The sequence below is a fragment of the Dyella sp. genome, assembly GCF_036568765.1.
Lineage (GTDB): Bacteria > Pseudomonadota > Gammaproteobacteria > Xanthomonadales > Rhodanobacteraceae > GSA-30.
In genome coordinates, this window is the sequence record NZ_DATCRY010000019.1 from 1 (window position 1) to 25,118 (window position 25,118).

Sequence of the window (25,118 nt, forward strand, 5' to 3'; positions counted from 1 at the left end):
CCGCCGCCGCCCCCGCCACCGAAAGAAAAGCCGCCGGAACCAAGGAAAGTCGAGGAGACCAAGCAGGAAATCGCCAAGCCGAACGAACCGGTCAAGCCGGTCGAGGCGCCCAAGCAGGCTCCCGACGCCCCCAGGCCGATCACCATCGACGGGCCGGCACAGGCCGGCAACGACTCGTTCAACATCGGAGCCGGCGATGGCGGCGGCATGGTCGGTTCGGGCAGCGGCACCGGGCTCGGTGGCGGCTCCTACGAACAGTATCTGGGGTACACCTTGCAACAGGCGATCCAGCGCGACGAGCGCACGCGCCGATTGGTGTTCGATGTGCGCGCGAACCTGTGGATCGGCGCGGACGGCACGATCACTCGCATCGTGCTGGATGGCAGCAGCGGTTCGTCGAGCATCGACCAGGCGTTGATCGATGCCTTGCAGGGCCTGCACCTCGATACCCCACCGCCACCGAAATTGGCCATGCCGATACGCGCATCCATGCGCGGACGCAGGCCGAGCTGAATATTTCTTTTCCCTTTCCATAAGCCACGGCATCGCGCCGCAGCGGAGAAACCCATGAAGTCATCGATCGCAAAACCAGGTTCTACGCGGCCGCACCGCCGCGCGCTCTGCCTGGCCGTCAGCCTGCTGCTGGGCAGCGCCAGCCTTCACGCGCTGGCGCAGGATGCTGCCCCGTCGACGAACGCGACGATCAACCTGATTCGCCTGATGGTGAAGAAGGGCCTGATTACCCAGGCCGACGCCGATGGCCTGCTGGCCCAGGCCAAGTCTGAGGCAGAACAAGCCGCGCGCCAGACCGCGCAGGCCGCGCCACTCAACGACGGAGCGCAGCCGGGCGATGTGCGCGTGCCTTACGTGCCGCAGAGTGTGCGCAACCAGATCCGCGATCAGGTCAAGGAAGAGGTCATCGCGCAGGCCAAGAGCGAGCATTGGGCCGAACCCAATGCGTTGCCCGAGTGGCTGGACCGTATCAGTTGGTCGGGCGACATCCACGTGCGTGACGAATCGTGGCTCTTCAGCCGCAGCAATTCGCCATTCTTCATCGATTACGGCACGCTCAATCGCACCGGTCCGTTCGACCTCAGCAAGATCACCCAAGGCGTTACGCCGCCGATCTTCAACAGCCAGCAGAATCGCTTGAACATGCTTCGCCTGCAGGCGCATATGGGCATGGACGTGAAGCTTGGCGACACCGTTACCGCCGGTATCCGCATTGGTTCCGGCAACGACAACAACCCGGTATCGACCACCCAGACCCTGGGCGGTGGCCTGATCAAGAAGAACTTGTGGCTCGATCGCGCCTGGATCGCCTGGAAGCCCAACGACTGGTCCAAGATGTCGGCTGGCCGCTTTGCCAATCCGTTCTTCGCGACCGACCTGATTTATTCGAATGAATTGAACTTCGACGGTATTGCCGGCCAGTTCAAGGTGCCGTTCCGGAACGATATCGACACCTTTGCCACGGTGGGCGCGTTCCCGATCGAATTCACCGGCAACGACACGCCGTCCCAGGGCCTGGGCACCGAAAAGAACCGCAGCTACGACAAGTGGCTGACGGCGGCGCAGATCGGTGCGACCTGGAAGTTCGACGAAGACACGCAGTGGAAGGTGGCGCTGGCGTATTACTACTTCAACCGCATGCGCGGCCAGCTCTCCGCCCCGTGCCCGCTATATACAGGCATCAATTTCTGCAGCACGGACGACACCGCACCGCAGTATATGCAGAAGGGCAATACGGTCTTCCTTCTGCGCGACATCATTCCCGATCCGACCAACCCCAGCAACTATGCACAGCCGCAGTTGGTGGGCCTGGCGTATAACTATCGCCTGGCGAACGCGACCAGTCAGTTCGACTTCAAGGTGGGCCAAACGCCGGTCCGCTTGCAGGCGGATTATGTACGCAACATGGCCTACCACGAGAAGGACGCATTCCGTTATCCCAACGGTCTGGGTCAGCCGGTCAATAACTACCAGAGCAGCAGCGATCCGAGCGTCACCGGCCAGTACAAGAGCGGTCCGGTCGGCTGGATGCTGCGTGGCATTGTCGGTACGCCGCAGGTCTCGGCGGCGAACGAATGGAATGTTTCGCTGGGCTACAAATACCTGCAGCCCGATGCCGAACTTGACAGCCTGACTGACCAGAACTTCCACCTGGGCGGTACCAACGCCAAGGGTTTCATCCTGACCGCCGACTACGGCATTGCACCGAACACGTGGGTCTCCGCGCGCTACTACAACGCGAAGGAGGTCTATGGCCCGCCGTTCGCACTTGACGTCGTGCAATTCGAAGTCAGCAGCAAGTTCTAAGGAGACGCGGCATGAAACGCATACTCGCGGTAGCGATAAGCATGGGTCTTGCGGTGGCGAGTCTGGGTGCGCAGGCCCAGCAAGGCAGCCTGGAGGAGCAGTTGCGCTCTCAATTGCGCGATACCCGCGGCCAGCTGCAGGATCTGCAGGGCCAGCAGGCGCAGTGGCAGTCGCAGAAGGCCGCGCTGGAGCAGGAGCGCGATCAAGCCAAGAAAGCACTGGAGCAGGCGCAAGCCGAATTGGCCAAAGCACGCGGCGCCTCGCCGGCCTTGGCTGCAGAAAAGGCCGGGCGTCAGAAGGCGGAAGAGGAAACGCGCCAGGCGCAGTCGGCGTATGCCCAGGTCGCCGGGCAGGCCAAGCAGCAAGAATCGCGCAACGCGGCGCTTAATACTCAACTGGCCGGGACGCAAAAGCAGATCGAAGCCTGCTCGGCCAAAAACGAACAGCTGTACAAGGTCGGGCAAGAGATTCTCGACGCCTACGTGCACATGGACATGGGCACGCTCATGTCCTCGCGCCAGCCGTTCGCCACCTCCGCACGCGTCAAGCTGGATAACGCCGCACAGGCATATGGCGATCGCATGTACGAACAGCGTTACGTACCGGCGAAGCAGCCATGAGCAGGCATAACGGAATGAAACGGGTCGTGCTTGGCGTCGCCGTGGCACTCGGCACGGCTGCGGTGTCGGCGGCGCAACCGCCGACACCGCCCAAGGCCGAGCCTTTGCAGGGCCCACTGGTCCCCGGTGTCTGCCTGCTCTCACGCGAGGCGATCGTCGTGCATGCCAAGGTCGGCATGGCGGCGTCGACGCGTATCAATCAGTTGGCGCAACAGGCGCAGGCGGAAGTCGACGCCGCGCGCAAGCCTGTCGAAGCCGATGTCGAGAAGCTTCGCGCGCAGGCAGCTTCGTTGACGCCGGCGGAGCGCGGCAAGCAGGAACAGGCACTGACCGTTCGCGCACAGCAGGTGCAGCAGCTGCAGGCGCAGCGTGCCAAGGAAATCGAAGCCACCCGCCTGAAGACTACAGCGCGCATCGCGGAACTGGCTCAGCCGATCATTGCCGATGCGTATAAGAGCAAGGGCTGTGGCTTGTTGCTCGACCGCAATGCGGTACTGGGCGGCAACCTGGGTAACGATCTGACCGCGGTGGTGGTTCAGGGTCTCGACGCACGCGTAACGACCATCGCCATCGAGCGCGAGAAAGTATCCGCTGGCGGGGCCGCGGGAATGCCATGAAGCTCTCTTGCGCGAGCGCATGCATAGCGATGACGGCATGGATTTGCCTCGTCGCCGCGCACGCCGGCGACGCTGGCAAGCCGGCCGCACAGCATGCAGATACCTGTGTCGACGTAAGTATCAACGATCGCCCTGTCTTGGCTTACGCATGCCTCAACCGGCAGTTGGCACCGTCGATGTCTGCGCCATTTACGCCCAACCTGACGGCAGGCGTCGCGCATGACCCGTCCAATCGCCAGGTCGGGCAATTCAATTACTCCGCTTTCAGCAACCGCATGGGCAATCAGCTGGGCAAGTCCGTGCACCCGCAGCGACCGCCGCCTTTGGTGGCAACGCCCCCTTTGCTTGCGCCCGGACGATGACGGTTACGTTGCAATGATCGGTGCATACGCGGTGCCGGTCACAAGGTGGATGAAATTTCCGTGACAGCAGTTCAGTCGGCCATCGAACCGCCGGTCTAGTTAAGTGAATAGGGACAGAAGACGGGGCAGGGAGGCCCTGGCGAAACGATCGCATGCGGCCAAGCGGCTCGCGGCGGTCGTTGTGCGCATATCGACATTAAAGAATTCCAGGGGAATGAGGTTTCGCGTGATCAAGCCATTGCATACGAGTGGAAACAAGGCGCAGCGCGCCGCCAGCCTGAAGCCGCCGGTGCACCGGCGTCCGTTGGCGCAATGGATTGCCACAGCTCTGGCGATGAGCGCGATGCACGCGCACGCCGGCGGCCCCCCGCTAAGCCAATCATGGCTGGCCTCGCAACGTCAGGGCGCCTCGGGCAGCCAGCAGACCGGTACTCCGGGTTCGGCTGGCATTCCCGGCTTATCGCCGCAGACCGCCGCGCAACTGCAGCAACAGCAAAGCGTGCAGCAGGCGCTGAAAAATCTTAATAGCGCCGCGCAGGCGGTTGCCGCGCAGCTCAGCGCGCAGCAAGCCGCTCAACAGGCCGCCCAACAGGCCGCCCAAGGGCAGGCCGGTTCGCCGGTCCCCGACGGCATCGCCGCCGGCGGCCTGCAAGTGTCCGCCGGCATCGGCAGCAACCCTTCCCTATGGCAGAATGCCAACCAGCCCACGCAAAGCGTGAGCAACGGCCAAACCGATGTCGAGGTCAAGCAGACCGCGCAAAAAGCCATCCTGACCTGGGATAGCTTCAACGTCGGCCGCCATACGACGCTGCATTTCGATCAGACCGGCGGAACCCAGACCGATGGCAGCAACAACTGGATCGCGCTCAACCGCATCAACGATCCGACGGGCCGTCCCAGTCAGATCCTTGGCCAGATCAAAGCCGAAGGTACGGTCTATCTGATCAACCGTAACGGCATCCTGTTCGGCGCCGGCAGCCAGGTGAATACGCATTCGCTGCTGGCGACATCGATGAATTTGTTTAGCAGCGATGTGGATACGAGTAATGCGTTCTTTTTACAGAATGGTATTGCCCAGCTGAGTGATCCTAATCATGTGCTCGGCGACAACGGCGTGGTTAACGCGTTCCTTGTCGACGGTGCAACGGTAGACAGTCAGACAGGCAAGCTAACTACCAGCGGAAGCATTACGATCGAAAAGGGCGCGTCGATCCAGACCCAGCCCCAAGGCTACACGTTGATCGCTGCGCCAGTGATTCAGCAAAGCGGCTCGATCGTCGCCGATGGCGGCGCAGCTATTCTGGCCTCCGCCGATAGCTTGAAATACGTCGCACCTGTATCGGGCGGAAACGGGATGTTCTCTGTTGCCCGCGGCGATACCGGTGCCCAGAACAACGGTTGGTCCGGCCTCATCGAAAATGATGGCCTGGTGGAAGCCAGGCGTGGTGAGGTTCAGTGGGTCGGTACTACGTTGGTTCAAAACGGGGTGCTTGTTGCTTCTACAACCCTGAGCCAGCCCGGCCAATTGATTTTAAGTGGCATTACGATTGGTAATACGGATTCGACCATTGAGTTGGGGGCCGGTTCGGTAACGACCGTGCTGCCTGAGAAAGACGGTGAGACAACGTCTTCGAGCCAGGCTGCCGACCAGGCATTTCATACAAGCTCGGTGACGCTTACGGCGAGCCAGAGCATTGTTCTCGATCAAGGGGCACTGATTGAGGCGCCAAGCGGCAACGTAAATCTCCAAATTGTATCTTCTGGTTTCGGCTCGAGCGGTAGCCGTATCTATCTGGATCACGGTGCCATTATTGATGTTTCAGGCCTGACAGATGTCGAATTGCCGATGTCGGCACTACTCGTCAGCATTCCCCGTATTGGCCAGAACGAGCTGGCCGATTCTCCACTTCTCCGCAACAGCTTTCTATACACGCAAAGCAACGTCGTTGTTGACAGCACACAAAGCGGTACGCGCGCGGATGGACTCGATTGGGTCGGTAGCCCGGTGCTCAATGCTGCTGGCTACGTGGAAAATATTCCACGGACGATCGATCAGTTGATGCTCAAGGGCGGCACGATCACGCTCGCAGCCGATGAGGTGATTGCACGTACTGGATCTCAGCTTCGCCTTGATGGCGGCTATCTCAACTATCTTCCGGGTTGGATCACGACGCCGAACTTGCTGGGTGCGGATGGGCGTATATACAACATAGCCTCTGCAGACCCGAATATGGATTATGTGGGCTTCGCCGGGCAGTTCAACGACAATCATGCTCGCTGGGGTGTCAGCGACGTCTATGCCAATCCTCTGCTAAGCGGCATGGTGCGCTATGACCCTGGCTTTATTCAGGGAGCCGATGCCGGAACTCTGACGGTTGGCGGCGCGAATGTCCAAGCAGGTGTCGTGCTCGACGGCGATGTGTCGGCGCAGGCTTATCGGGGACGCAATCAGGTCGCACAGGGGGGCGCCCCAAGTGGCGGTATTTTGGCGATTATCAGCGGCGACGTGCTGACTGCCATTGACAGTCATCCCGTCAATTTTGAAATTGTCGATGCGACAACGCCGATCGAAACGATCAATCCAGTATTCGATGATACGACTCCGCTAGGCGATCCTGGTCAGCCGGACGATCCGAACTCCAATCGCTTTCTTATCTCTGCCCAGATGATAGAGCGGGGTGGATTTTCGAAGCTCAAGATCAGCACCAGCGGTGCAATCGACGATGAAGCTTCACACCTGAAATTGCAGCCCGGCGGCGAAGTCGATTTCACTGCTGTGGGAATCAAGGTCGCCGGTCTGATCCAGGCAACGAGCGGAGCCATCAACCTGACGACGGTCGGTCAAGGAGATATCTTGATCGGAGCTGGGGCTGAGCTGGATGCCAGCGGTCTTTGGAGCAACGATGCGGGTAAAACGGCCGACAGTATTGTCGGCTCGCAGTACATTAACGGCGGATCGATCAATCTGACGGCGTTGTTAGCCGGTTCGGCCGCCGGAGATATGACCGGCGACATCATACTTGAGCAGGGCAGTGTGCTGGATGTTTCCAGTGGCGGTCATGTACAGCAGAATGGTCTGGTGGATATTGCTGACGATGTGCCGTTGGGACGCGGAGGAGATATTACGCTTGCGACGCACGTCCAGGCGCCCAACTCCGGCAATCTCGGGCAGCAGTATGCGGATATAAGCGGCGGAAGGTTGCTTCTGGATGGCACGCTGCTGGGTTATGGATTTTCGGGCGGTGGAAGCCTCACTCTTGAAGCTGCACAGATCCAGATTGGCGGTACGCCCGATCCTTCGGCAAATGTTTCCCTGCTTTATCTTCCGGAGTCGTTTTTTTCTGGACAGGGTTTTGCCAGCTATTACTTGAAATCGGAAACCGATACGAATATTGCCGCTGGCAGCCATGTGCAAGTAAAACCAGCGAATCTATTGCCAAACTATTTGGCGCTTGCGGCGGCACCGACGGGTTCGAACATCTATGATTCCGGGCTTACCCAGATTGGCTATCTCGATGACTATCATCGTTGGCTGACTTCCGCTGGAAGCAATCAGCCCGCTGGCCTGTTCATAACGGCGGGCTTGGTCGACAACTGGGTGTCATCCGGTCCGCTGCCTGTCTATGACGGCGTGAGTCAGTCGATCAATCTTGGCGAGGGCGCCACACTGCAAGTCGACGCCGGTGCTACCGTGCAGTTGCAGGCATATCACAACCTGAATGTTCTGGGCTCCATTGTTGCTCCCGGTGGCGTCATCGACCTGTCTAGCCGTGGCGATGGGGCAGATCGTTTTGTGGCTCCAAACCGCGCCTTATGGCTAGGTGCCGACAGCTTGCTCGATGCCAGCGGTGTTTCGCTTATCAATCCCATAGCGACCCCGACTACGAGCGGACTCGGCGCGGGTTTTATCCCGCGGACCGGTACCGTGCTTGACGGCGGCGAAGTCGACCTGTCTGCCGATCAATATCTTGTCGTGCAGGATGGGGCTCGGATCGACGTCTCGGGTGCTAACGATATCTACCAGCTGCCGGCTGCTACCACATTGCTTGGCGCTCCCGTTGGCGCGGCTACACAGACGCCTGTGTGGAGTGACGGTGGAAGCATCAATCTTTCGGCCGGCGCCGGCATGTACTTCGACGCGAACCTTTCCGCTCAGCCAGGCGCAGCCGAAGGTCTCGGTGGCAGTTTGTCGATTCGTGCCTTGATTCCTTCAGGCTCAGTGCAGCCAAACGCACGTGCCATCGTATTGCAGCAGAGCGGTAACTTGCTGCCAGTCGGCCTTGAGCCAGGCGACGATTTATCGGGTATTGACGCCTCTACGGGAGAACTGCATTTTGCCGTGGATCGACTCAAGGATTCGGGCATTGCCGATTTCTCCATCGGCCCGGTCGCTGGCGATAACGACTCAGAGACAAGTTATCGCCCGGTTCCCGTGCTTTTCAGCGGTGACGTTGCATTGGACCTGTCGCATAGCGTGGTCATCAATGCGCCTGCACTGGTTGCTGTACCCGCTGGCACATCGGCGATGCCTGCGGGTGAGGTCGATGGAGCCGGCAATGTATCCATCGATGCCCCCTATGTTTTCCTGGCCAATGGCGCCGCCGGTACGCCGAGTTCGGTGCAAGGTGACGGCACGCTCAATGTGAAGGCCGGCTTTATCGATATAGGTGGCCAGTTGTCGTTGGAAGGCTTCCAGGATGCCTCCTTCAATTCGAGCGGCGATCTGCGTTTCTACTTGCCGCCGCTGGACACATACGTCAGCAACGTGCCGCGCACCGGCTGGCTGTTCAGCACCGGCAACCTTGATTTCTCTGCAACGCGTATCTACCCCGTCAGTGACTACAGTTTCCTTATCGATGCTGTAGGCGCATCGGGCAAGGACGCTACTGTCACTTTCCATGGCAATGGAAACAGCAACAGTGCCACACCACTGTCGGCAGGCGGTAGCTTGACCGTAGCCGCCAGTCATATCGTGCAGGATGGCGTGCTGTGGGTCCCATCCGGCAGTATTACGCTGGGTGTATCCGATGCTGCTGCGACGCGATCTGCATTAGGTCTTTCTTCGTCGTTTGCGTTGCCCGACACACAAAGCGTGGACCTCACGCCGACCAGCGTAACCTCCGTGTCGCTTGGCGGCGCGGTCTTGCCATTCGGCAACACAGTCGATGGAAAAGAATGGCGCTACGATGGCGACCCGGAGACCGATGGCACGGATATCGAGGCTCCGCCGGCCAAGCAGATTGCTATTCATGGCGACCAGGTGTCGCTGCAGCAAGGTGCTACCGTTGACGTTTCCGGCGGCGGCGATCTGCAGGCTTTCGAGTGGGTGCCGGGGACGGGTGGGTCTCGCGATGTGCTGGCGCAGACGCAAACCAGCTTCGCGAACGGTGGCGCGGGTGTTCAGCAGCCACAATACCCGGATGGGCGAGCCATCTACGCCATCATTCCAGGTTATAACGCTCCGGTCGCCGCGCATGATGCGGCGTTGGAAAAGGGGGCTGGCACGGGGCCTGCGGTAGGGCAGGCGGTTTACCTTTCGGGCATTCCTGGCTTGCCACCTGGGATCTACACCTTGCTGCCAGCGCGTTACGCGACATTGCCCGGTGCGTATCGTGTCGTCCAGGATACCTCGTCGCAAGATGCAGTACTTGGACGCAACACGACGTTGCCCGACGGTACGCAGATGGTCACGGGATATTTCGTCGACGCTCTGACCGGAGCTCGCAGCGCCCGCACGACGACATTCGAGCTTCAGTCCGATCAGGTTTGGCAGCAGTACTCGGGCTACACCCTGACTGGCGCCAATCAGTTCTTTGCGTCGCTGGCCGAGCACGCGGGCAATAGTGCACCGCCGTTGCCTCAAGACGCCGGGCATCTATTGCTGGATGCCGGGCATGAGCTCGATCTCGGAGCAAGCTTGACCGCGAGCACCGGTGAAGGTGGCCGTGGCGCCCAAGTGGATATCGCGGGTCAGGCCATCCAGATTCTTGGCGTTGGCGAACAAGCGCTCGAGGGGTATCTGACGGTCGACGCCGATGGACTGACGGCACTTGGTGCGTCGAGCTTGTTGATCGGTGGTTCGCGCAGCGCCAGCGATAATGGTGATGTTGTCGATGCGCAAGCGCAAAGCATCGTGTTGTCCAACGATGCTGCGCATCCCCTGACGGGGCCAGAGGTCATTTTGGTGACCAATGGAACGGGCGCTGGCATTGAAGTGGATGCAGGCAGCGTTTTGCGCGGTGCCGGCGACTCGACGGGGGTGACCGGGACGCCGCTGGTTATCGGCAAGCTGGCTGACAGTTCAGGGCCGGCAGTCAGCGGCGATGGTGCTCTGCTGCGGGTATCGAGCGGTGCCGCGAGCCCGGTGATACGTCATAACGTGACGGGAATCGACGGCGCCGCCGGTGTGGCAGGCGGTGCTCTAAGCATTGCCGACGGTGCCACCATCGATGGCGGTAACGCGTTGAGCCTGGATGCGACAGGGAACACGCACGTTGGCGTGGATGCCTTGCTCAGTGCGAAGAATATCGACATTACCGCGAATCGGATCGCCTTCGTTGGGGATACCGCCCCGGAGGATACGTCGGGCATGCTTATCGGTGCGGCGACGCTCGGCCAGTTGGATAACGCCGACAATATTGTTCTTCGTAGTCGCGGCACGATCGATTTCTTGGGCGATATCGGTATAAACCTGCAGCACAACCTGGAGTTGGATGGCCCGTCACTTACCAGCGATGGCGGCACAGTCGATATCGCTGCTGCCAAGCTGACCTTGGGTAACGACGTGGGCGGTGCAGACACGTTTGCGGCCGGCCAGGGTCATTTGCAGATCCATGCCGGTGAAATGGATTTCGGCGACGGCGACTTCACGTTGCGCGGGTTCGGGGATGTCGACGCCACTGCGACACAGGGCATTGTCGCGCAAGGTAACGGTGACTTCGATTTCGGTTCGCTGAATGTTGCGATGCATACGCCCGCCGTGATCGTATCGGCTGGGGCAACCACGAGTGTGCATACCACGGGTTCATTGGTTATCGACCATCTTGATGGTCCGGCGCTGGATTCGACCGTACAAGCTGGCAAGTTGAGTCTTGCCGGCGGCGCGGTGTTGCTGGATACCGCATTCTCCGCACCTGCCGGAACCCTCGACATCGATGCGACCGCTGGCGATTTGACCATAGGCAATAACGCTAAGCTAAGCGTGGCGGGTCTTTCCAAGACATTCAATGATGTGCAGTCGTTTATCCCGAGCGGCTCGCTGACTCTCGATGCGGATGCAGGCGATATATCGGTGGCCGGCGGAGCCGTCCTGGATATTTCTGGCGACAAGGACGGTGGCAACGCGGGCTTCTTGACGCTGCAGGCTGGCGGACAAGCCCTGGTCCAGGGGCAATTGCTCGGTGCGGCGTCGAAAGGCTATCTGGGCGGCAGCGTGATCGTCGACACCGGTGGCGCGTTCGATCTCGACACATTTGCCCAGTTAGCTGCTTCCGGCGGTGTCAATGGCTCTATCCTGGTGCGCACAGGCGCTGGCGACCTGGATTTGAACGCCGGCCATACGCTTACCGCACACGAAGTGAGTCTGACCGCAAATGGCGACGGCGGCTGGGTGCATGTCGATGGAACGGTGGATGCGTCCGGTACATTCGGTGGTGCGATCGACCTTTACGGCAAGGATGGCGTGGATGTCGAAGGTTCGCTTCTGAGCTTCGCTACCGCGCAAGGGCGCAAAGGTGGAGATATATCCATTGGCACCAGCGGCACGGGCGATGGCACGCTCAACGCGAGCTATGGCTACGAGAATGTACAGGCGACCGACTCCGGGTCGATCGTTATCGGTCCCCATGCTTATGTAAAGATGGATGGCGACGGTGGCGATGGTACCTTCTCGCTGCGTGCGCCAGTGCTCGTTGACGGTGACGTAAATGTCACTATCGCCGACAATGCGCAAATTATCGGTGCAAAGAATGTTGTCCTCGAGGCCTATGCGACTTGGAGCGCTACGGATGATTCGAACGACCTTTCCAAGCACTTCGATGGGCTGGTCGATCCAGCGGGTTGGTATGTTCCCGATGCTGTTACTGGCAAACCCACACTGGTCGCCGGCCATTTCTTCGATGCCGATGGCAATCAGCAGCCAGATCCGGATTTCACCAACGACACCCAATTGGCGGAATATTTCGCCAAGTACTATTTCCAGCCCGATGCCGGCGCAATCGATGCGGCGCATCAGAGTTTTTACGGCTATATCAACGGCGACCCATCGAACGGTCCGGGTGCGCTTATGGGCTTCGTCGAAGCCCCCGGTTTTGCGTTCGAGTCGCGTTTCGCCTCGGTCAAGAACTTCAGTGTTCGTCCAGGCGTCGATCTGATCAATCCAGATACGACGAACAACGATGGAAACATCTCCGTACTAAGCAATTGGAATCTTGGTGCCGGCGTAGAGAACGCCGATGGCACGCTTGCACTTGCATATCGCTACAATGGGCAGGCTCCTATTGTGAGCTTGCGTGCGGAAAACAATCTGGATATACGCGCCAGCATCACCGATGGCTTCTTCCAGAGCAGTAATATCCTCGGTTCGGGTACGGTGCCTACCGCTTCGTACGATGAAGCAAGCGCAGCCTGGGTGGCACTGCAGAACCAGTTAACTGCAGAAGACGGGATTACGGTCGATGATGTGCCCGGTCTGTTTTCGGCGCCGACCGAGTTGTCCGGATCCGATGCGACAGCCATCGGTGAGTATTATGGTCAGTATGTGGCATATGCGGATTATCTCAGTACGCCCGTCAACGACGTTGTTCTAAGCGGCTCCAGCCCACTGACGCCGGAAGCCTATTTTGCTTTTGGGATTGTCACTACGGTGGCCGATCCCAAGGCAGTGGCTCCGGCACAGCCAGCGAACTTGAACGCATACCCCGCGTATCTGGCGAGCTTCAAGGATTATCTCGAGCAGTCGGCGATCGATGGTGGCTTCCCGGGAGCCATGCCGGACAATTTCGTCCCCTTGGTCGCTCCGCCGACCACGCTCGATCGCATTACCCCTCCGCCGCCGGCAACCGACAACAGCCCCTCGCCAGAGCCCAGCGCAATAAACGGCTTGCCACTGCTTAGCGCAAGCCTTGTTCAGGGGAACAGCAGCTCCTACCGGCTTGTCGCGGGTGCGGACACGAGGAGCGTCGATCCATTGGCGGTGCAAGCGATCGCAGCTGTGCAAGGCAGCGGGAGTGCTTTGGGGCAGGTTAGCTTCGACGGACATACGGACTACCTCGATCCGAATACAGGAAGCACGATCTACACGCCGACTCTGGTGCGTACAGGCAACGGCGATATCGATATTGCCGCCGCAGGTGATGTGCGCTGGTTGGACAGCACCGCTCCGGCTGCGATTTACTCGGCAGGTGTGCCGCTCGATCCTACGGTCAAGCCAAGCGTATCGCTATTGTCGCTCGCCAATGAGCCGGAACTGGTTGTGACCAATCAGGTCAACCCCGTCGATGGCGGCAATATAGCGATTCACGCCGGTGGCGATATCGTCGGTATTCAGTCGGTGGTCGATACGGATGGCAGCGTGACAGGTACGCCGGGCGCGTCCGTTGCCCAATATTGGTGGCCCTGGATGCAGACGGGGAACGCCGCGAACGGCAGCCGTTCATCGATCAACTTCGGCGCATTCGATCAGGGCGTGATGGCGACATCGGGAGATGTGGATATTGCCGCAGGCGGCGATATTCGGCAGTTATCTGTTTCGTTGCCAACGACGTGGTACTTGAGCACGGCAGCCGATGGATCTCAGGTCGTCAACACAGTCGGTGGCGGAAATCTGCGTGTCACGGCAGGCGGGGATATCCTGAGCGGGAGCTATTTCGTTGCGCACGGAACCGGCGATATCAGCGCAGCCGGGAACATAGGCAGCGATTTCAGCTACAAGCTCGCAAGCATCGTCAACGGATCGCGCGGCACGGTCGATGAGCCGGTGTCTACATTGTTCGCCTTGCAGGATGCGCAACTGAATGTTTCTGCCGGGGGAAGCGTGGACATCGGCGGTGTCTATAATCCGTCGTGGCTCGATATGACTTTGAATTCGAAGCTGGATTCCCAGCTTCCGGCAGGTCACTTCGACGGTCAGAGCTACAGTTCGGCCTCGTCTCTGTCGGTCACCGCTTCGGGCGGCGATATCGACTTTGGCACGCTGAGCAATGCGTTGGCGCTTTTTGTGCCCGATACGAATCTCACCAATTCCCCTGGGCCGGCAGGGTTTATCTTGCCGGCGACGGTCGAGTTGAATGCTCCCAACGGGAGTTTGAATTTATCTTCTACCGGGGAGCTTTATCCGTCGGCAGACGGTAATTTGACCTTGCTCGCGAACGATTCGATTTTGTTCGATCATTCGAAGGAGGCGCAGCAGAACTATCAGGCTGCCTGGGGCTTGATCGATGCGCCCGCATCGTTGCTGCCGTCTCCATTGAATGCGAACGCGCTGATATCGAATACCGGCATTACGAGTATCGTGCGCAGCCAGGGATATCTCTTCGGCGGCGGCATCTGGAGTGTGGTGGAGCCGTTTGTCCACCAGCCGCAACCTCTCCATGGCGCCGACAACCAACCTGTGCGTATTTATGCGCTCAATGGCGATATTGTCGATGGCGAGGGTGGTGGCCGAAACGGCGTGTTCCTGGTGCCTAACAAGCCGGCGAGTATCCAGGCCGGTCGCGATATCGTCGATCTGGCGTTTATCGGTCAGCAGACGCACGATTCGGATGTGACGCGTATCGTTGCCGGCCGCGATATCGCTGACACATCTCCGACGCTGAACAACGGGACAGAAGCTCAAGTCACTATACCGGTCATTGTCTTGGGAGGTACCGGTACGCTGGAGGTGCAGGCGGGAAGAGATATCGGCCCCTTGGCCAATCAAGTCGACCTGACGAATATCTCGGTAACCGTGAACAAGCTGCCCTTGGTTCTCGGTGGCGACTCCCTTACCGGCATTAATACCGTTGGCAACGCTCTGAACCCCTATCTGCCGAACCAGGGCGCCGGCATACAAGTCTTGTATGGCGTAGCACCTGGCATGGATCAAGCGGCCTTTATTGCGCAGTACATCAATCCGGCTGCGGGCGTCGAAGGGATACCCAGCCTGACACCTGACTTGGTTTCCTTCATGAATGCCTATGTGGCCGGTCAGGCTGTCGATACGGGCTTGGTGAAGGATGTACCGCCGGTCGACCTTACGCCCGACCAGGCTTGGGCGCAGTTCCAGGCGCTGCCAACTTACGTGCAGCAAATTTTCGTGCAGAAAGCATTGTTCAAGATACTTGCGGAAGTGGGTAACGACTACAACGACGCGGCGAGCCCCTTCCATGGGCAATACGCCCGTGGCTATGCGGCACTGTCTACGTTGTTCCCTGCCTCGCTTGGCTATACCGATAACGGAAGCGGGCAAGGCGGTATAAACGGTGCTTCGCATACCGTCGACACGGGCGACCTCGATATCCGTAATTCGACAATCCAGACCCAACAGGGTGGAGATATTGCCATTCTCGCGCCAGGTGGCCAGGCGCTGCTTGGCAGTTCATCGGCACCGCCGGTCTTGACCAATAGCCAAGGACAGGTTGTGGCGGGGCCCAACACCATGGGTCTGCTGACACTGCGCAGCGGCGATATCGACATTTTCACCGACCGCAGCGTGCTATTAGCGCAGAGCCGCATCTTTACGGAGCAGGGGGGCGATATTGTCGCCTGGAGCTCCAATGGCGATATCAATGCGGGCAAGGGCGCCAAGACCACTTCGGAGATCCCTCCGATAAGCTTTATTTGCGACCTGGATGCTTACTGTTTGGTTAACCCTTCCGGAACAGTGAGCGGTGCGGGTATAGCGACGCTTCAGACTGTCGCTGGCGCGCCGGAAGGCAATGCGTTCTTGATGGCGCCGCGAGGAACTGTTGACGCCGGCGATGCGGGTATTCGCGTATCGGGTAATCTGGTCGTCGCGGCAGCCCAAGTGGCTAATGCCGATAACATCCAGGTACAGGGCGACAAGATCGGCGTGCCAATTACTCAGTCGGTGAATATTGGCGCTTTGAGTGCGGCCAGTGCCGCGGCTAATGCTGTCAGTCACGTCGTCGAAGATATGGTCAATAAGCAACGTGACGATGCGCGTGATCAGCAGCCTTCGGTAATTTCTGTTCATGTGATCGGTTTCGGCCAGGAAAGCAGCAACCTGCAGGGCGCGTCGAGCGACAACGGTTACGACGCGGGAAGCCCGGTTCAGGTGCTTGGCGCAGGTAAGTTGACCAGCGCCAAGCGCAAGACCTTGACGGCGGCAGAGCAGCAGCGTCTTTCCGAATAGGTTTTCGGCAGAAAGCGCCCTTGCATTGAAAGCAGGGGCGCGCTTCATTCGACCGCAATCTGCGGAGCAAGGTTTTATCAAGGAAGGATCGGAGTATCGCGATGATAGAGACAAGTCCGCTGTGGGCGGTCTGGGGTTTTGCATGCCTTGATTTCGCGGAGGCATCGCAATGAGCAGTGTTTATGTCATGGCTGAAACATTGCGTCAGCTTTTTGACGCTGGGCAGTATCGGGTCGCCGACTGGTTTATCGATCATTGCGGGCGGCATCAATTGGAAGAACTAGTCGAGACCCCTGGCGCCCCGATTACATTGCGTATCGACTACGTTGTAAAGAAGCGCTTGCAGCGCCGAACGGGCGGTGAACTGGCGGCGGATATCGTCGACGCACTTCCTTACGTACTGAATATGTGGTGCCGGGAGGGGCGACGAAGCGCCGTGCGCCAGGTGCTGTGTGAGTTGGACGGCCTCGAGATCGATGCGCTTGCGCGACGCTCCGACCTGGACCCAGAAGTAGCCTCGATGCTTTACGAATTTCGCATATGAGTGTCTCCTTTTCAATGTGATGTCCATCGCATTTAGTGTTAATGATTATTGCCGCATATACGTCCATATTAAGTTCTGATTTTGATCTATCTTTAACTTTGTAATAAGTGCTGCATATTGTGGGACATTATTTCTTCATTGCCGTGTCATTGCGGTGGATTATAAATGCGTGGCCTCCAATTTCGGAGGTTACTATGCAATGGGGATACACCATGTCTGGAATGAAGATGGGAAATACCCGCATGAAACTTCTCGCGGGCGCTGTTATGTTTCTTGCTGGCGCCTCGCTGGCTACCAGCGCGATGAGCACGACGCTTTACGGTGGTGGCGCGACGCTGCCGGCTGGCGGTTATGTTGGTTGGAACTGGGTTGCTTCCCAGACCCGCCTGACGCCCGATGCGAGCAAGACTCCGGCCGTCACGGTCGACCCGGCCTCCATGTTCGGCGCCTGGGCAGGCTCGACGAATGCCGTGCAGTATTGCCAGACGGGTAGCGGCGGCGGTAAGCGCGTGCTCGATGGCGACACCGTGACCGCACCTTCGTTGACCCCGACCGGCACCTGCGGCGACTTTCTGACCGGTGGCGTCGCGAACGCGGGCTTCCAGATTCCGTCGACCGCTTCGAGCAGTTTCCCCGATTTCGTGGGCTCCGACGCTCCGATCTCCAGCAGCGAATACGGCACGTTTGTCACCAACAATGGTACTGCGAAGGGCGAGCCGATCCAGTTCCCGGCAGTGGCCGGCTCCATTGCGGTCATCTATCGCAATGATTCGCTGTCCGCGCCGCTTAACCTGACGACCACCCAGGTCTGCAAAATCTTCGACGGCGAGTTCACCAACTGGACGGATATCAACCCGTCTTTTGCCTCCAAGCCGATCAACGTTGTGTTCCGTTCTGACGGTAGCGGTACCACCTACAACCTGATGAACAACCTCAACCATCTGTGCAGCGCGATCGTCCCGACGGGTACGTTCTTCGCGGTTGACCAGACGTTCGCTAGCGACGTTGCATTTGCCGGTCACGTTCTGCCGATCGGCCAGTCGACCTGGCCGGGCATCAAGACCCCCGCCAACGGCAACCCGGCTGTTGTCAGCGCCGTGGCCGGCAGCGATGGCGCCATCGGTTACGCCGAAGCGGCTAACGTCAAGAATGGCGGCGGTGCCAGCGTTCAGATGGCCACGATCAATGGGTTCGATCCGGTGAACGATCTGCCGGCAACGTTCAACCTGCCCTCGGGCTCGGTGGTGTTTGACAAGACCACTGGCGTCGACTCGTCGACCGGTGCCGCCACGCTGGCCGCGCGTTCCCCCAATACGACAGCAAACTGCCTGGCCGTTGTCGATCCGAACCAGATCAACAACCTCAGCGGCACCTATCCGCTGGTGGCCGTGTCGTACATCCTGGCCAACCAGAAGGGCAACAGCACGCGTCTGACCTCGCTGCGCAGCTTCATCAACTTCCTGTACACGCACGCTGGTGTGACGACGATCGGTACCGGTACCGGCTACGCCTTTATCGGCAACGCCGGCATCAACTCGCTGAAGGTTACGAGCTGCACGGCTTCGTAAGTCAGCGTGTAATCCTGCTTGATGAATGATGCGAGTAAAGCGGGCCAGGATGGCCCGCTTTATGACTTTCTAATGGAACTCAACGGACTCCCGGAGAGTTCTGTTTGGGGGCATGACTGAACCGTGTAACTTGCTTAGAGTGATGATTTGGATATTTAAACGATTTTCTCCCTGGCTCGGTCATGCGAGCGGTGCTAACGCCAGCAATTAGGCGGATTTATAGACGCATGAGGAGATACATCATGAGTATCGAGATGAACTCGAAGCGTATCCACGCAGCAAGAATTTCGAGCATTGTTCTATTCTTTGTCGGTATTGGAATGGCCTCCGCCGCAGCAGGAACGACGCTGTATGGAGGCGGCTCCAATCTGCCGGCCGGTGCGTATGTCGGTTGGAGTTGGGTAAGTAGTGGTACGCGGCTAGTTCCCGATAGCGCTCAGACGCCTGTGGCTACGCTTGCGCCATCTTCGTTGTTCGGTACATGGGCTGGTACGGCGAATGCCGTACAGTATTGCCAGACGGGCAGTGGCCGCGGCAAGCAGGTGCTCATTGGGGACACTACGTCGTCGTTGACACCGACGGGTTTATGCCGTGTCTTCGGTACTTCTCCCAGCGGATTTCAGATCCCTACACTGGCATCGAGTGATTTGCCGGATTTTGTAGTTTCCGATGCACCTTTGAGCGATACCGAATACGGCACCTTTGTAACCAATAATGGTGCCATCAAGGGCGAGCCGATCCAGTTTCCGATAGCAGTTGGGTCGGTCGCGCTGATTTACCACAACAGTGATCCGGCTTTGCCTTCGCAGCTCAACCTCACAACTGCACAGGTCTGTCGAGTTTTTTCTGGCGTGATTACCAACTGGAATCAGATCGACTCGTCATTCTTGCCTAAGCCAATCACGGTTGTCTATAGAAGTGACGGTAGTGGCGCTACGTTCAACCTGATGAATCATTTGAACGCGGTTTGTAATGCTTTTATTCCGAGTGGGTCGCATTTCATTGTCGATCAATTATTCACGAAGGGTGTTAGCGGTTTGCCGCTCTCATCACTATCCACGACCAAGTTGGCGGCCGATGGAGACCCAGTCGTCATTGCGGCAGTGAATGTCAACGATGGCGCAATCGGTTATGGAGGGGCGGCCGACTTGCTCAATTCCGGGGGAAGCAATGCTCGCTACGCAAAGGTCGATAATTTCGATCCGGTGAGCGATGTTCCTGTCACGTATGGTGGTCTGCCTCGTCATCGTCGAGTTTGAAACAGAATACGATGGATACCGTTCTCAACTGCTTGCCGTGATCAGGGGCGTCGATGCCGTTCTTCTTTTGGCGGCATCGCGACTATTGCTTACTTGTTGCATTGAGGCGTGATGTTGCCGATACTTTGTTTTGATCAAGCAACTGGACGTCCAAGTGTCTATTTGTAAGATTTTATGCCGTACATTTATGTTCTCTGCTTTGTTGTTGCCATTGCTGGCTTGTGGCTTGCAACCGGTCACGATACAGCCGCCTCCACATGGCAATAGGGCTCATTCAGCCGGGTCGGCAGATTGGCTGGATACCCGACTTTATTTTGGACTCGGACCTGCCGACAACTTAGGTGGTGGTATCAGCGAGCAGTCATGGCGCGAATTCCTGGACCGTGAAGTCACTCCACGCTTTCCCGAAGGCCTCACCGTTGTCGATGCCTACGGCCAATGGCAAGGTAAACAACAATCCATGCCTGAGCGGCTACGCTCCAAGATATTGATGGTCGATTACCCCGATACTCCCGATAACCGCGCCAAGATCGAAGCCATTCGAGCTGCCTGGAAGCGGCAGACAGGGGATGAATCTGTGCTACGGGTGACCCAGTCGGCAGACGTTTCGTTCTAAAGTTGGGCCTGACGTTTCAAAGCCGGGGCTTTTTCGTGCAGACAATTTTCCGCCGCTGGCTGACGCCGGGCGATCTCAATGGTTTTTTGGGCCTGGTTGTGGATAACCTGTCCATCCTGGCCTTTCTCTCCACCGCGCTGATCGGCATCTTCGGCTTCCCCGCCGATATCGTATTCCTGCGCATGTTCCCCGGCACTGCCCTGGGTGTGTTGCTGGGCAACCTGGCCTACACCGCGATGGCGCGCCGGTTGGCGCGGCTTACGGGCAGGGAGGATGTGACAGCGATGCCGTTGGGGCTGGATGCGCCGACCAGTATCGGGCTTTCCTTGCTGGTGCTAGGGCCGGCTTTCGTCGGCTTCAAACAGGCGGGGATGGATCCACACGCGGCGGGCATGGCGACCTGGCAGCTGGGGATGGCTTCGCTGGTCATCATGGGGGTGTTGAAGACGGTGTTGTCGTTCTTTGGTGCCTCGGTGCAGCGGCATGTGCCGCGGGCGGGGTTGCTGGGTTCGATCGCCGGCATCGCGTTGGTGCTGATGGGTTTTCTACCGCTGATAGAGATTCTGAAGCAGCCGGTGGTTGGTTTTGCCGGGCTTGGCATCGTGCTTTATGCGCTGGTGGCGAAAGGTCGGTTGCCGTTCGGTTTGCCAGGCGTGTTGGTCGCTTTTTTGCTCGCTGCGCTGCTTTATTACGTACTCGGACCGTTGGGTTTGCTGGGATCGGGATACCGTGCACCGCCGGTTTGGCAATGGCGTTTCGCGCTTCCTTGGCCGACGCTGGAATGGACCCACGGTATGGCTTATGCGATGCCTTACCTGCCGTTGATCCTGCCATTCGGTTTGCTGATGGTGGTCGGCGGTATCAATGTCACTGAAAGTGCTCGCGCCGCAGGCGACGACTATTCGACACGAGACATCTTGCTGGTCGAGGCGTTGGCGACTCTGGCGGCCGGCTTCTGCGGTGGCGTGGCGCAGACGACGCCGTATATCGGGCAGCCGTCGTACAAGGCGATGGGTGCACGCAGCGGTTATACGTTGCTCACCGGTGTGGTGATCGGTCTCGGCGGCGTGCTGGGCTACGTGTCCAATCTGGTCGAGCTGTTGCCGCTGTCGGTGTTGGCACCGATCCTGGTTTTTGTGGCGATCGGTATGACGGTGCAGGCATTCGAGGCGACGCCGATGCGTTATGCGGCGGCGGTGGTGTTTAGTTTCTTTCCTGCGATTGCGCGGATGGTAACGATTAAACTGGGCGATCCGACGTATGTATCGTTCGAGCATTTTGCTGCGCTATATAACGATCGATCGCATGGTTTGTCCGAATTGGCGGTCATCGCGGTGCTGGGTAATGGCTTCATCATCACGTCGATGCTCTGGGCCAGCTTCGTGGTGGCGCTGATCGATGGACGTGTCGCGCGTGCTGCCGGTATTGTCTTGTTGGGCGCGCTGTTGACGTCGGTGGGTTTGATGCATTCGGCGACGCTGGCTGGCAGTGTCTATTTGCCGTGGCAGCTCGATGCCGGCGCGCAAGCGATGGTGTGGCAGTTTGCTGGGGCGTATCTTGCGTTGGCTTTGATATTGCTGTTGCTGTCATTGCAGCGTTTGGATAATGCAAAAAAGTCTGTTTGAAGAGGAGCTAATGCCATAAAACAAAGCATGGCATGCCTGACACTTTCCCAATGAGTTGTGCCACTGTTCCATTGCTCGGACCGCAGGCAAAAGCTACACGACCTATTCGAGAAGCTATTAACGAAATAGCCGCCTTCTACGATTCGCCGTTACAAGCCTGCTGTGCTAGGTTTGTCAGACTAATTACGACGGTGCACAGCTATGCATAGGCGAGAGTTCATCAAGTATCTTGGTGTTGTGGGTGCAATGGCCAGTACGCCCTTGGCTGCCTTCATTTCTCCAGCGCAGCCCAAAGAAGCCGGCATGCCAGCTTCCGGCAATCGCCTGTTGCTAGCGCAGCAAGCCTTCATGGATCTTCGCTTCGGCATGTTCATTCATTTGAACATGGCATCGTTTGAGCAACGCGAGTGGGGCGATCCACATGCTTCGCTGAAATTGTTCAATCCCAAGCATCTGGATGCCAGGCAGTGGGCGCGTGCCGCACGTTCGGCAAACATGCGCTATGGCTGCCTGACGACCAAGCACCACGATGGCTTCTGTCTGTGGCCGACGAAGACAGGCAGCGCCAATGTCATGCAGTCTTCTTATCCGCGAGACATTGTTCGCGCTTACGTCGACGCGTTCCGGGCAGAGGGGCTGCAGCCTTGCTTGTATTTTTCCATGCTGGATCTGCGGGCCGATATTCGCCCGGATGTGATCACCGCTGATAAGGTCGCGTTGATTAAAGCGCAGCTTACGGAACTATTGACCCAATACGGTCCGATCCCGGCCCTGATCTTCGACGGCTGGAATGCGTCCTGGTCGCGGATCGATTATGAGCAGTTGCCGTTCCGGGACATCTACGATCACATCAAACGCCTTCAGCCCGATTGCCTGGTGGCAGAGCACAACGCTGGGCGTTATCCGGTGCCGGCGCTTTACTACACCGACATCAAGGAATATGAGCAGCACGCAGGTCAGGTTATTCCAGCTGGTAGCGCAATTCCTTCACAGTCGGGGACGACGCTGCAGAGCGATTGGTTCTGGAAGGAAGACTATCCGAAGCAGGCGCTTCGTCCGGCCAAGCAGATCGTCGATGAGTGGTTGCGCCCGTTCAACGACAACCATTGCAATCTGATTCTTAATTGCGCGCCCAATCGCGATGGGTTGTTCGATGAGAACGTGATCGAGCGTCTGGCGGAGATCGGAAAGCTTTGGCAGCATCCGGGGGCGGCGCCAAAGCTAGCTCCAGCTTTAGCGATCACTACTGAAAACCTTGCCAAGCGCCAACCCTCGTTCGCCAGCAGTATCGCCGATGGCTCCGGTCCCGATCTGGCATTCGACGACAAGATCGCCACGTACTGGGAGGCGGATGCCGGTCAGGCTACGGCTTGGCTCGAAGTTCGATTAGAGAAGCCGGTGACGTTCAATACGGTTTCCATCATCGAGCCCAGGCATATGGGCGATTATGGCGAAGCGAGGATCGTGCATTTCACAGTGCAATATGAGCAGTCCGGAGAATGGCGGAATATTGCCCAGGGCACGATGCCGCAGTCGGTAGCTTTGCAGCGGATCGATGCTGTCACGGCGCGCCGGGTACGCTTGCAACTGGAAGGACGAGGGCGCTCGCCGGGGATAAGCGAGTTTGGACTTTACTTCGAGCCCGTTTCGTGACGGCAGGACAATTGTCCTAGTTTGCGGGAGCGACTTTGGGGAACCTCGAAAAACCTCAGTTTTCATGATCGCCCCGGCGGACGCCGGGGCCCGCGCCTCTAACACGTTGAAGCGTCAAGGCACTGGATCCCACCATCCGTTGGGATGACGAGTAGGAAAGGATTTTCTAGAGACTTCCTTCAGGGAACCTCTAAGAACTGGCTCTTCTGTGGGAGCGACTTTCGTCGCAACGATCGTGCCTTATCGCAAGTCCTTGTCGCGACTGAAGTCGCTCCCACAACGATAGGACCCGTTTTCGCTGTGTCCAAGTCATTGACAGGTTTTTAGAGGCTCCCTGAAGTGGCTCCCACAAGCTAGCCGTGCTTCCGAGCGGTGCGGATGTATTTTGCTAACCCTGAAACGACGAAACCAGCCATAAAGGCTGGTTTCTGAATCGGTGGTGGGCGGTACAAGGATCGAACTTGTGACACCTGCCGTGTGAAGGTGATCTTTGAATCCGTGGGATGCGTTGCCCTGTAAGGCTTGCTGAGGAACTCCCGTTCACTTCAGGAGTTCACACATGGCCACCATACGTTGCCTTCCTAGCGGTAGCTGGAACGTACAGGTACGCATCAAGGGACAGGCTCCCAAGTCCAAGACCCTCCCCACAAGAGAACAGGCGGAAGCCTGGGCAAATCAAGAGGAATCCTTACATAGGCTCTCCAAGCTTACAGAAGCCGCTCAGTGGCCCACGGTGAAGGAACTAGGCATGGCCTATGCCGAGGCAAAGCTAAAGGACAGAGAAAGCTATTGGAAGGCTCAGATGATCGCTAGGCAGCTAGGGAAAGTATTCCCGGTTCCCATCAATGAGCTAACCCCCAAGATGGTCAATGACTTCAAGCTCAAGCGGCTAGCTGAGGTGAGGAGTGAAACCTGTAGGGGACAGCTAGCATTCCTGTCGAGGTTCTACAGATACGCCAAAAGGGAACTGCTCCTAGAGATTGACAATCCTGTCTCTCGCATCGTGATGCCTGCCGCCAGTAAGCCAAGTGACAAGGTGGTGAGCAAGGAAGAACTAGACCTCCTGCTAGGACAGCTAAAGCCAACAATGGCCCTCATTGTCGAACTTGCCTACGAAACAGCCATGCGTAGATCAGAGATAGTCAAGCTAACGCCCTCGTGTCTGCACCTTGAAGAACGGATAGCAGACGTCATAGACGGCAAGACGGGAACGAGGAACGTACCACTTACCAAGAGGGCTGTAGAACTGCTCAAGATGGCGTTAGATCAGTGTCCGAACAGGAACAGACCCGATACAAGGTTGTTCAATGTCAGGCCACACAGTGCCACCAATGCGGTTAAACGGGCGAGAGAAAAGCTAGGGCTAGATGCTTCTGTACGTATCCACCAGTTGCGACATACAAGGATCACCAATGTTGCTAGGAAAGGCTTGAACAACGCTCAAATTATGGTGGTGAGTGGGCATCGTGATCCTAGGTCAGTAGCGAGATATACGCATCTACAGGCCAAGGATGTTCTACATCTCATTGACTAACACCCTCTAGAAGCTCCCGTAAGCCCCTCAAGGCATTCCTTGAATTATG

At 58.2% G+C, this 25,118-nt stretch carries 13 protein-coding genes; all 13 read left to right on the forward strand.

What is annotated here, in order from left to right:
- The coding region (locus tag VIM98_RS01250; protein ID WP_331991271.1) for a TonB C-terminal domain-containing protein at window positions 1-513 on the forward strand (513 nt) is incomplete at its 5' end.
- 54 nt (window positions 514-567) lie between these two features.
- Window positions 568-2,319, forward strand: a complete 1,752-nt coding sequence (locus VIM98_RS01255) for a putative porin (RefSeq protein WP_331991272.1) — start codon at window positions 568-570, stop codon at window positions 2,317-2,319.
- 11 nt (window positions 2,320-2,330) lie between these two features.
- Window positions 2,331-2,939 (forward strand): hypothetical protein, encoded by a 609-nt coding sequence (locus VIM98_RS01260; protein WP_331991273.1) that lies wholly within the window; start codon window positions 2,331-2,333, stop codon window positions 2,937-2,939.
- Window positions 2,936-3,556, forward strand: a complete 621-nt coding sequence (locus VIM98_RS01265) for an OmpH family outer membrane protein (protein WP_331991274.1) — start codon at window positions 2,936-2,938, stop codon at window positions 3,554-3,556. Before VIM98_RS01260 ends, VIM98_RS01265 begins: the two co-directional genes overlap by 4 nt.
- Window positions 3,557-3,585: 29 nt before the next feature.
- Window positions 3,586-3,918 carry a hypothetical protein gene (locus VIM98_RS01270; RefSeq protein ID WP_331991275.1) on the forward strand — a complete coding sequence of 111 codons (333 nt, stop codon included), beginning with the start codon at window positions 3,586-3,588 and terminating at the stop codon, window positions 3,916-3,918.
- Between the two features lie 226 nt (window positions 3,919-4,144).
- A complete protein-coding gene (locus tag VIM98_RS01275) occupies window positions 4,145-16,270 on the forward strand; it encodes a filamentous haemagglutinin family protein (protein WP_331991276.1) in 12,126 nt (4,041 codons plus the stop codon).
- Between the two features lie 169 nt (window positions 16,271-16,439).
- On the forward strand, window positions 16,440-16,814 hold the full coding sequence (locus tag VIM98_RS01280; RefSeq protein WP_331991277.1) for a hypothetical protein: 375 nt from the start codon (window positions 16,440-16,442) through the stop codon (window positions 16,812-16,814).
- Window positions 16,815-17,056: 242 nt separating this feature from the next.
- Entirely contained in the window at window positions 17,057-18,382 is a 1,326-nt protein-coding gene (locus tag VIM98_RS01285) for a PstS family phosphate ABC transporter substrate-binding protein (RefSeq protein WP_331991278.1), read from the forward strand.
- 242 nt (window positions 18,383-18,624) lie between these two features.
- Entirely contained in the window at window positions 18,625-19,641 is a 1,017-nt protein-coding gene (locus VIM98_RS01290) for a PstS family phosphate ABC transporter substrate-binding protein (RefSeq protein WP_331991279.1), read from the forward strand.
- A 130-nt stretch (window positions 19,642-19,771) separates the two neighbouring features.
- Entirely contained in the window at window positions 19,772-20,257 is a 486-nt protein-coding gene (locus VIM98_RS01295) for a DUF3574 domain-containing protein (RefSeq protein ID WP_331991280.1), read from the forward strand.
- Between the two features lie 35 nt (window positions 20,258-20,292).
- Complete coding sequence (locus tag VIM98_RS01300) at window positions 20,293-21,882, forward strand: hypothetical protein (protein WP_331991281.1); 1,590 nt, start codon at window positions 20,293-20,295, stop codon at window positions 21,880-21,882.
- A gap of 303 nt (window positions 21,883-22,185) precedes the next feature.
- Window positions 22,186-23,535, forward strand: coding sequence for an alpha-L-fucosidase (locus VIM98_RS01305; RefSeq protein WP_331991282.1), 1,350 nt, complete (start codon window positions 22,186-22,188; stop codon window positions 23,533-23,535).
- Between the two features lie 559 nt (window positions 23,536-24,094).
- Window positions 24,095-25,069 (forward strand): site-specific integrase, encoded by a 975-nt coding sequence (locus tag VIM98_RS01310; RefSeq protein ID WP_331991283.1) that lies wholly within the window; start codon window positions 24,095-24,097, stop codon window positions 25,067-25,069.
- The last annotated feature ends 49 nt before the right edge of the window (window positions 25,070-25,118 follow it).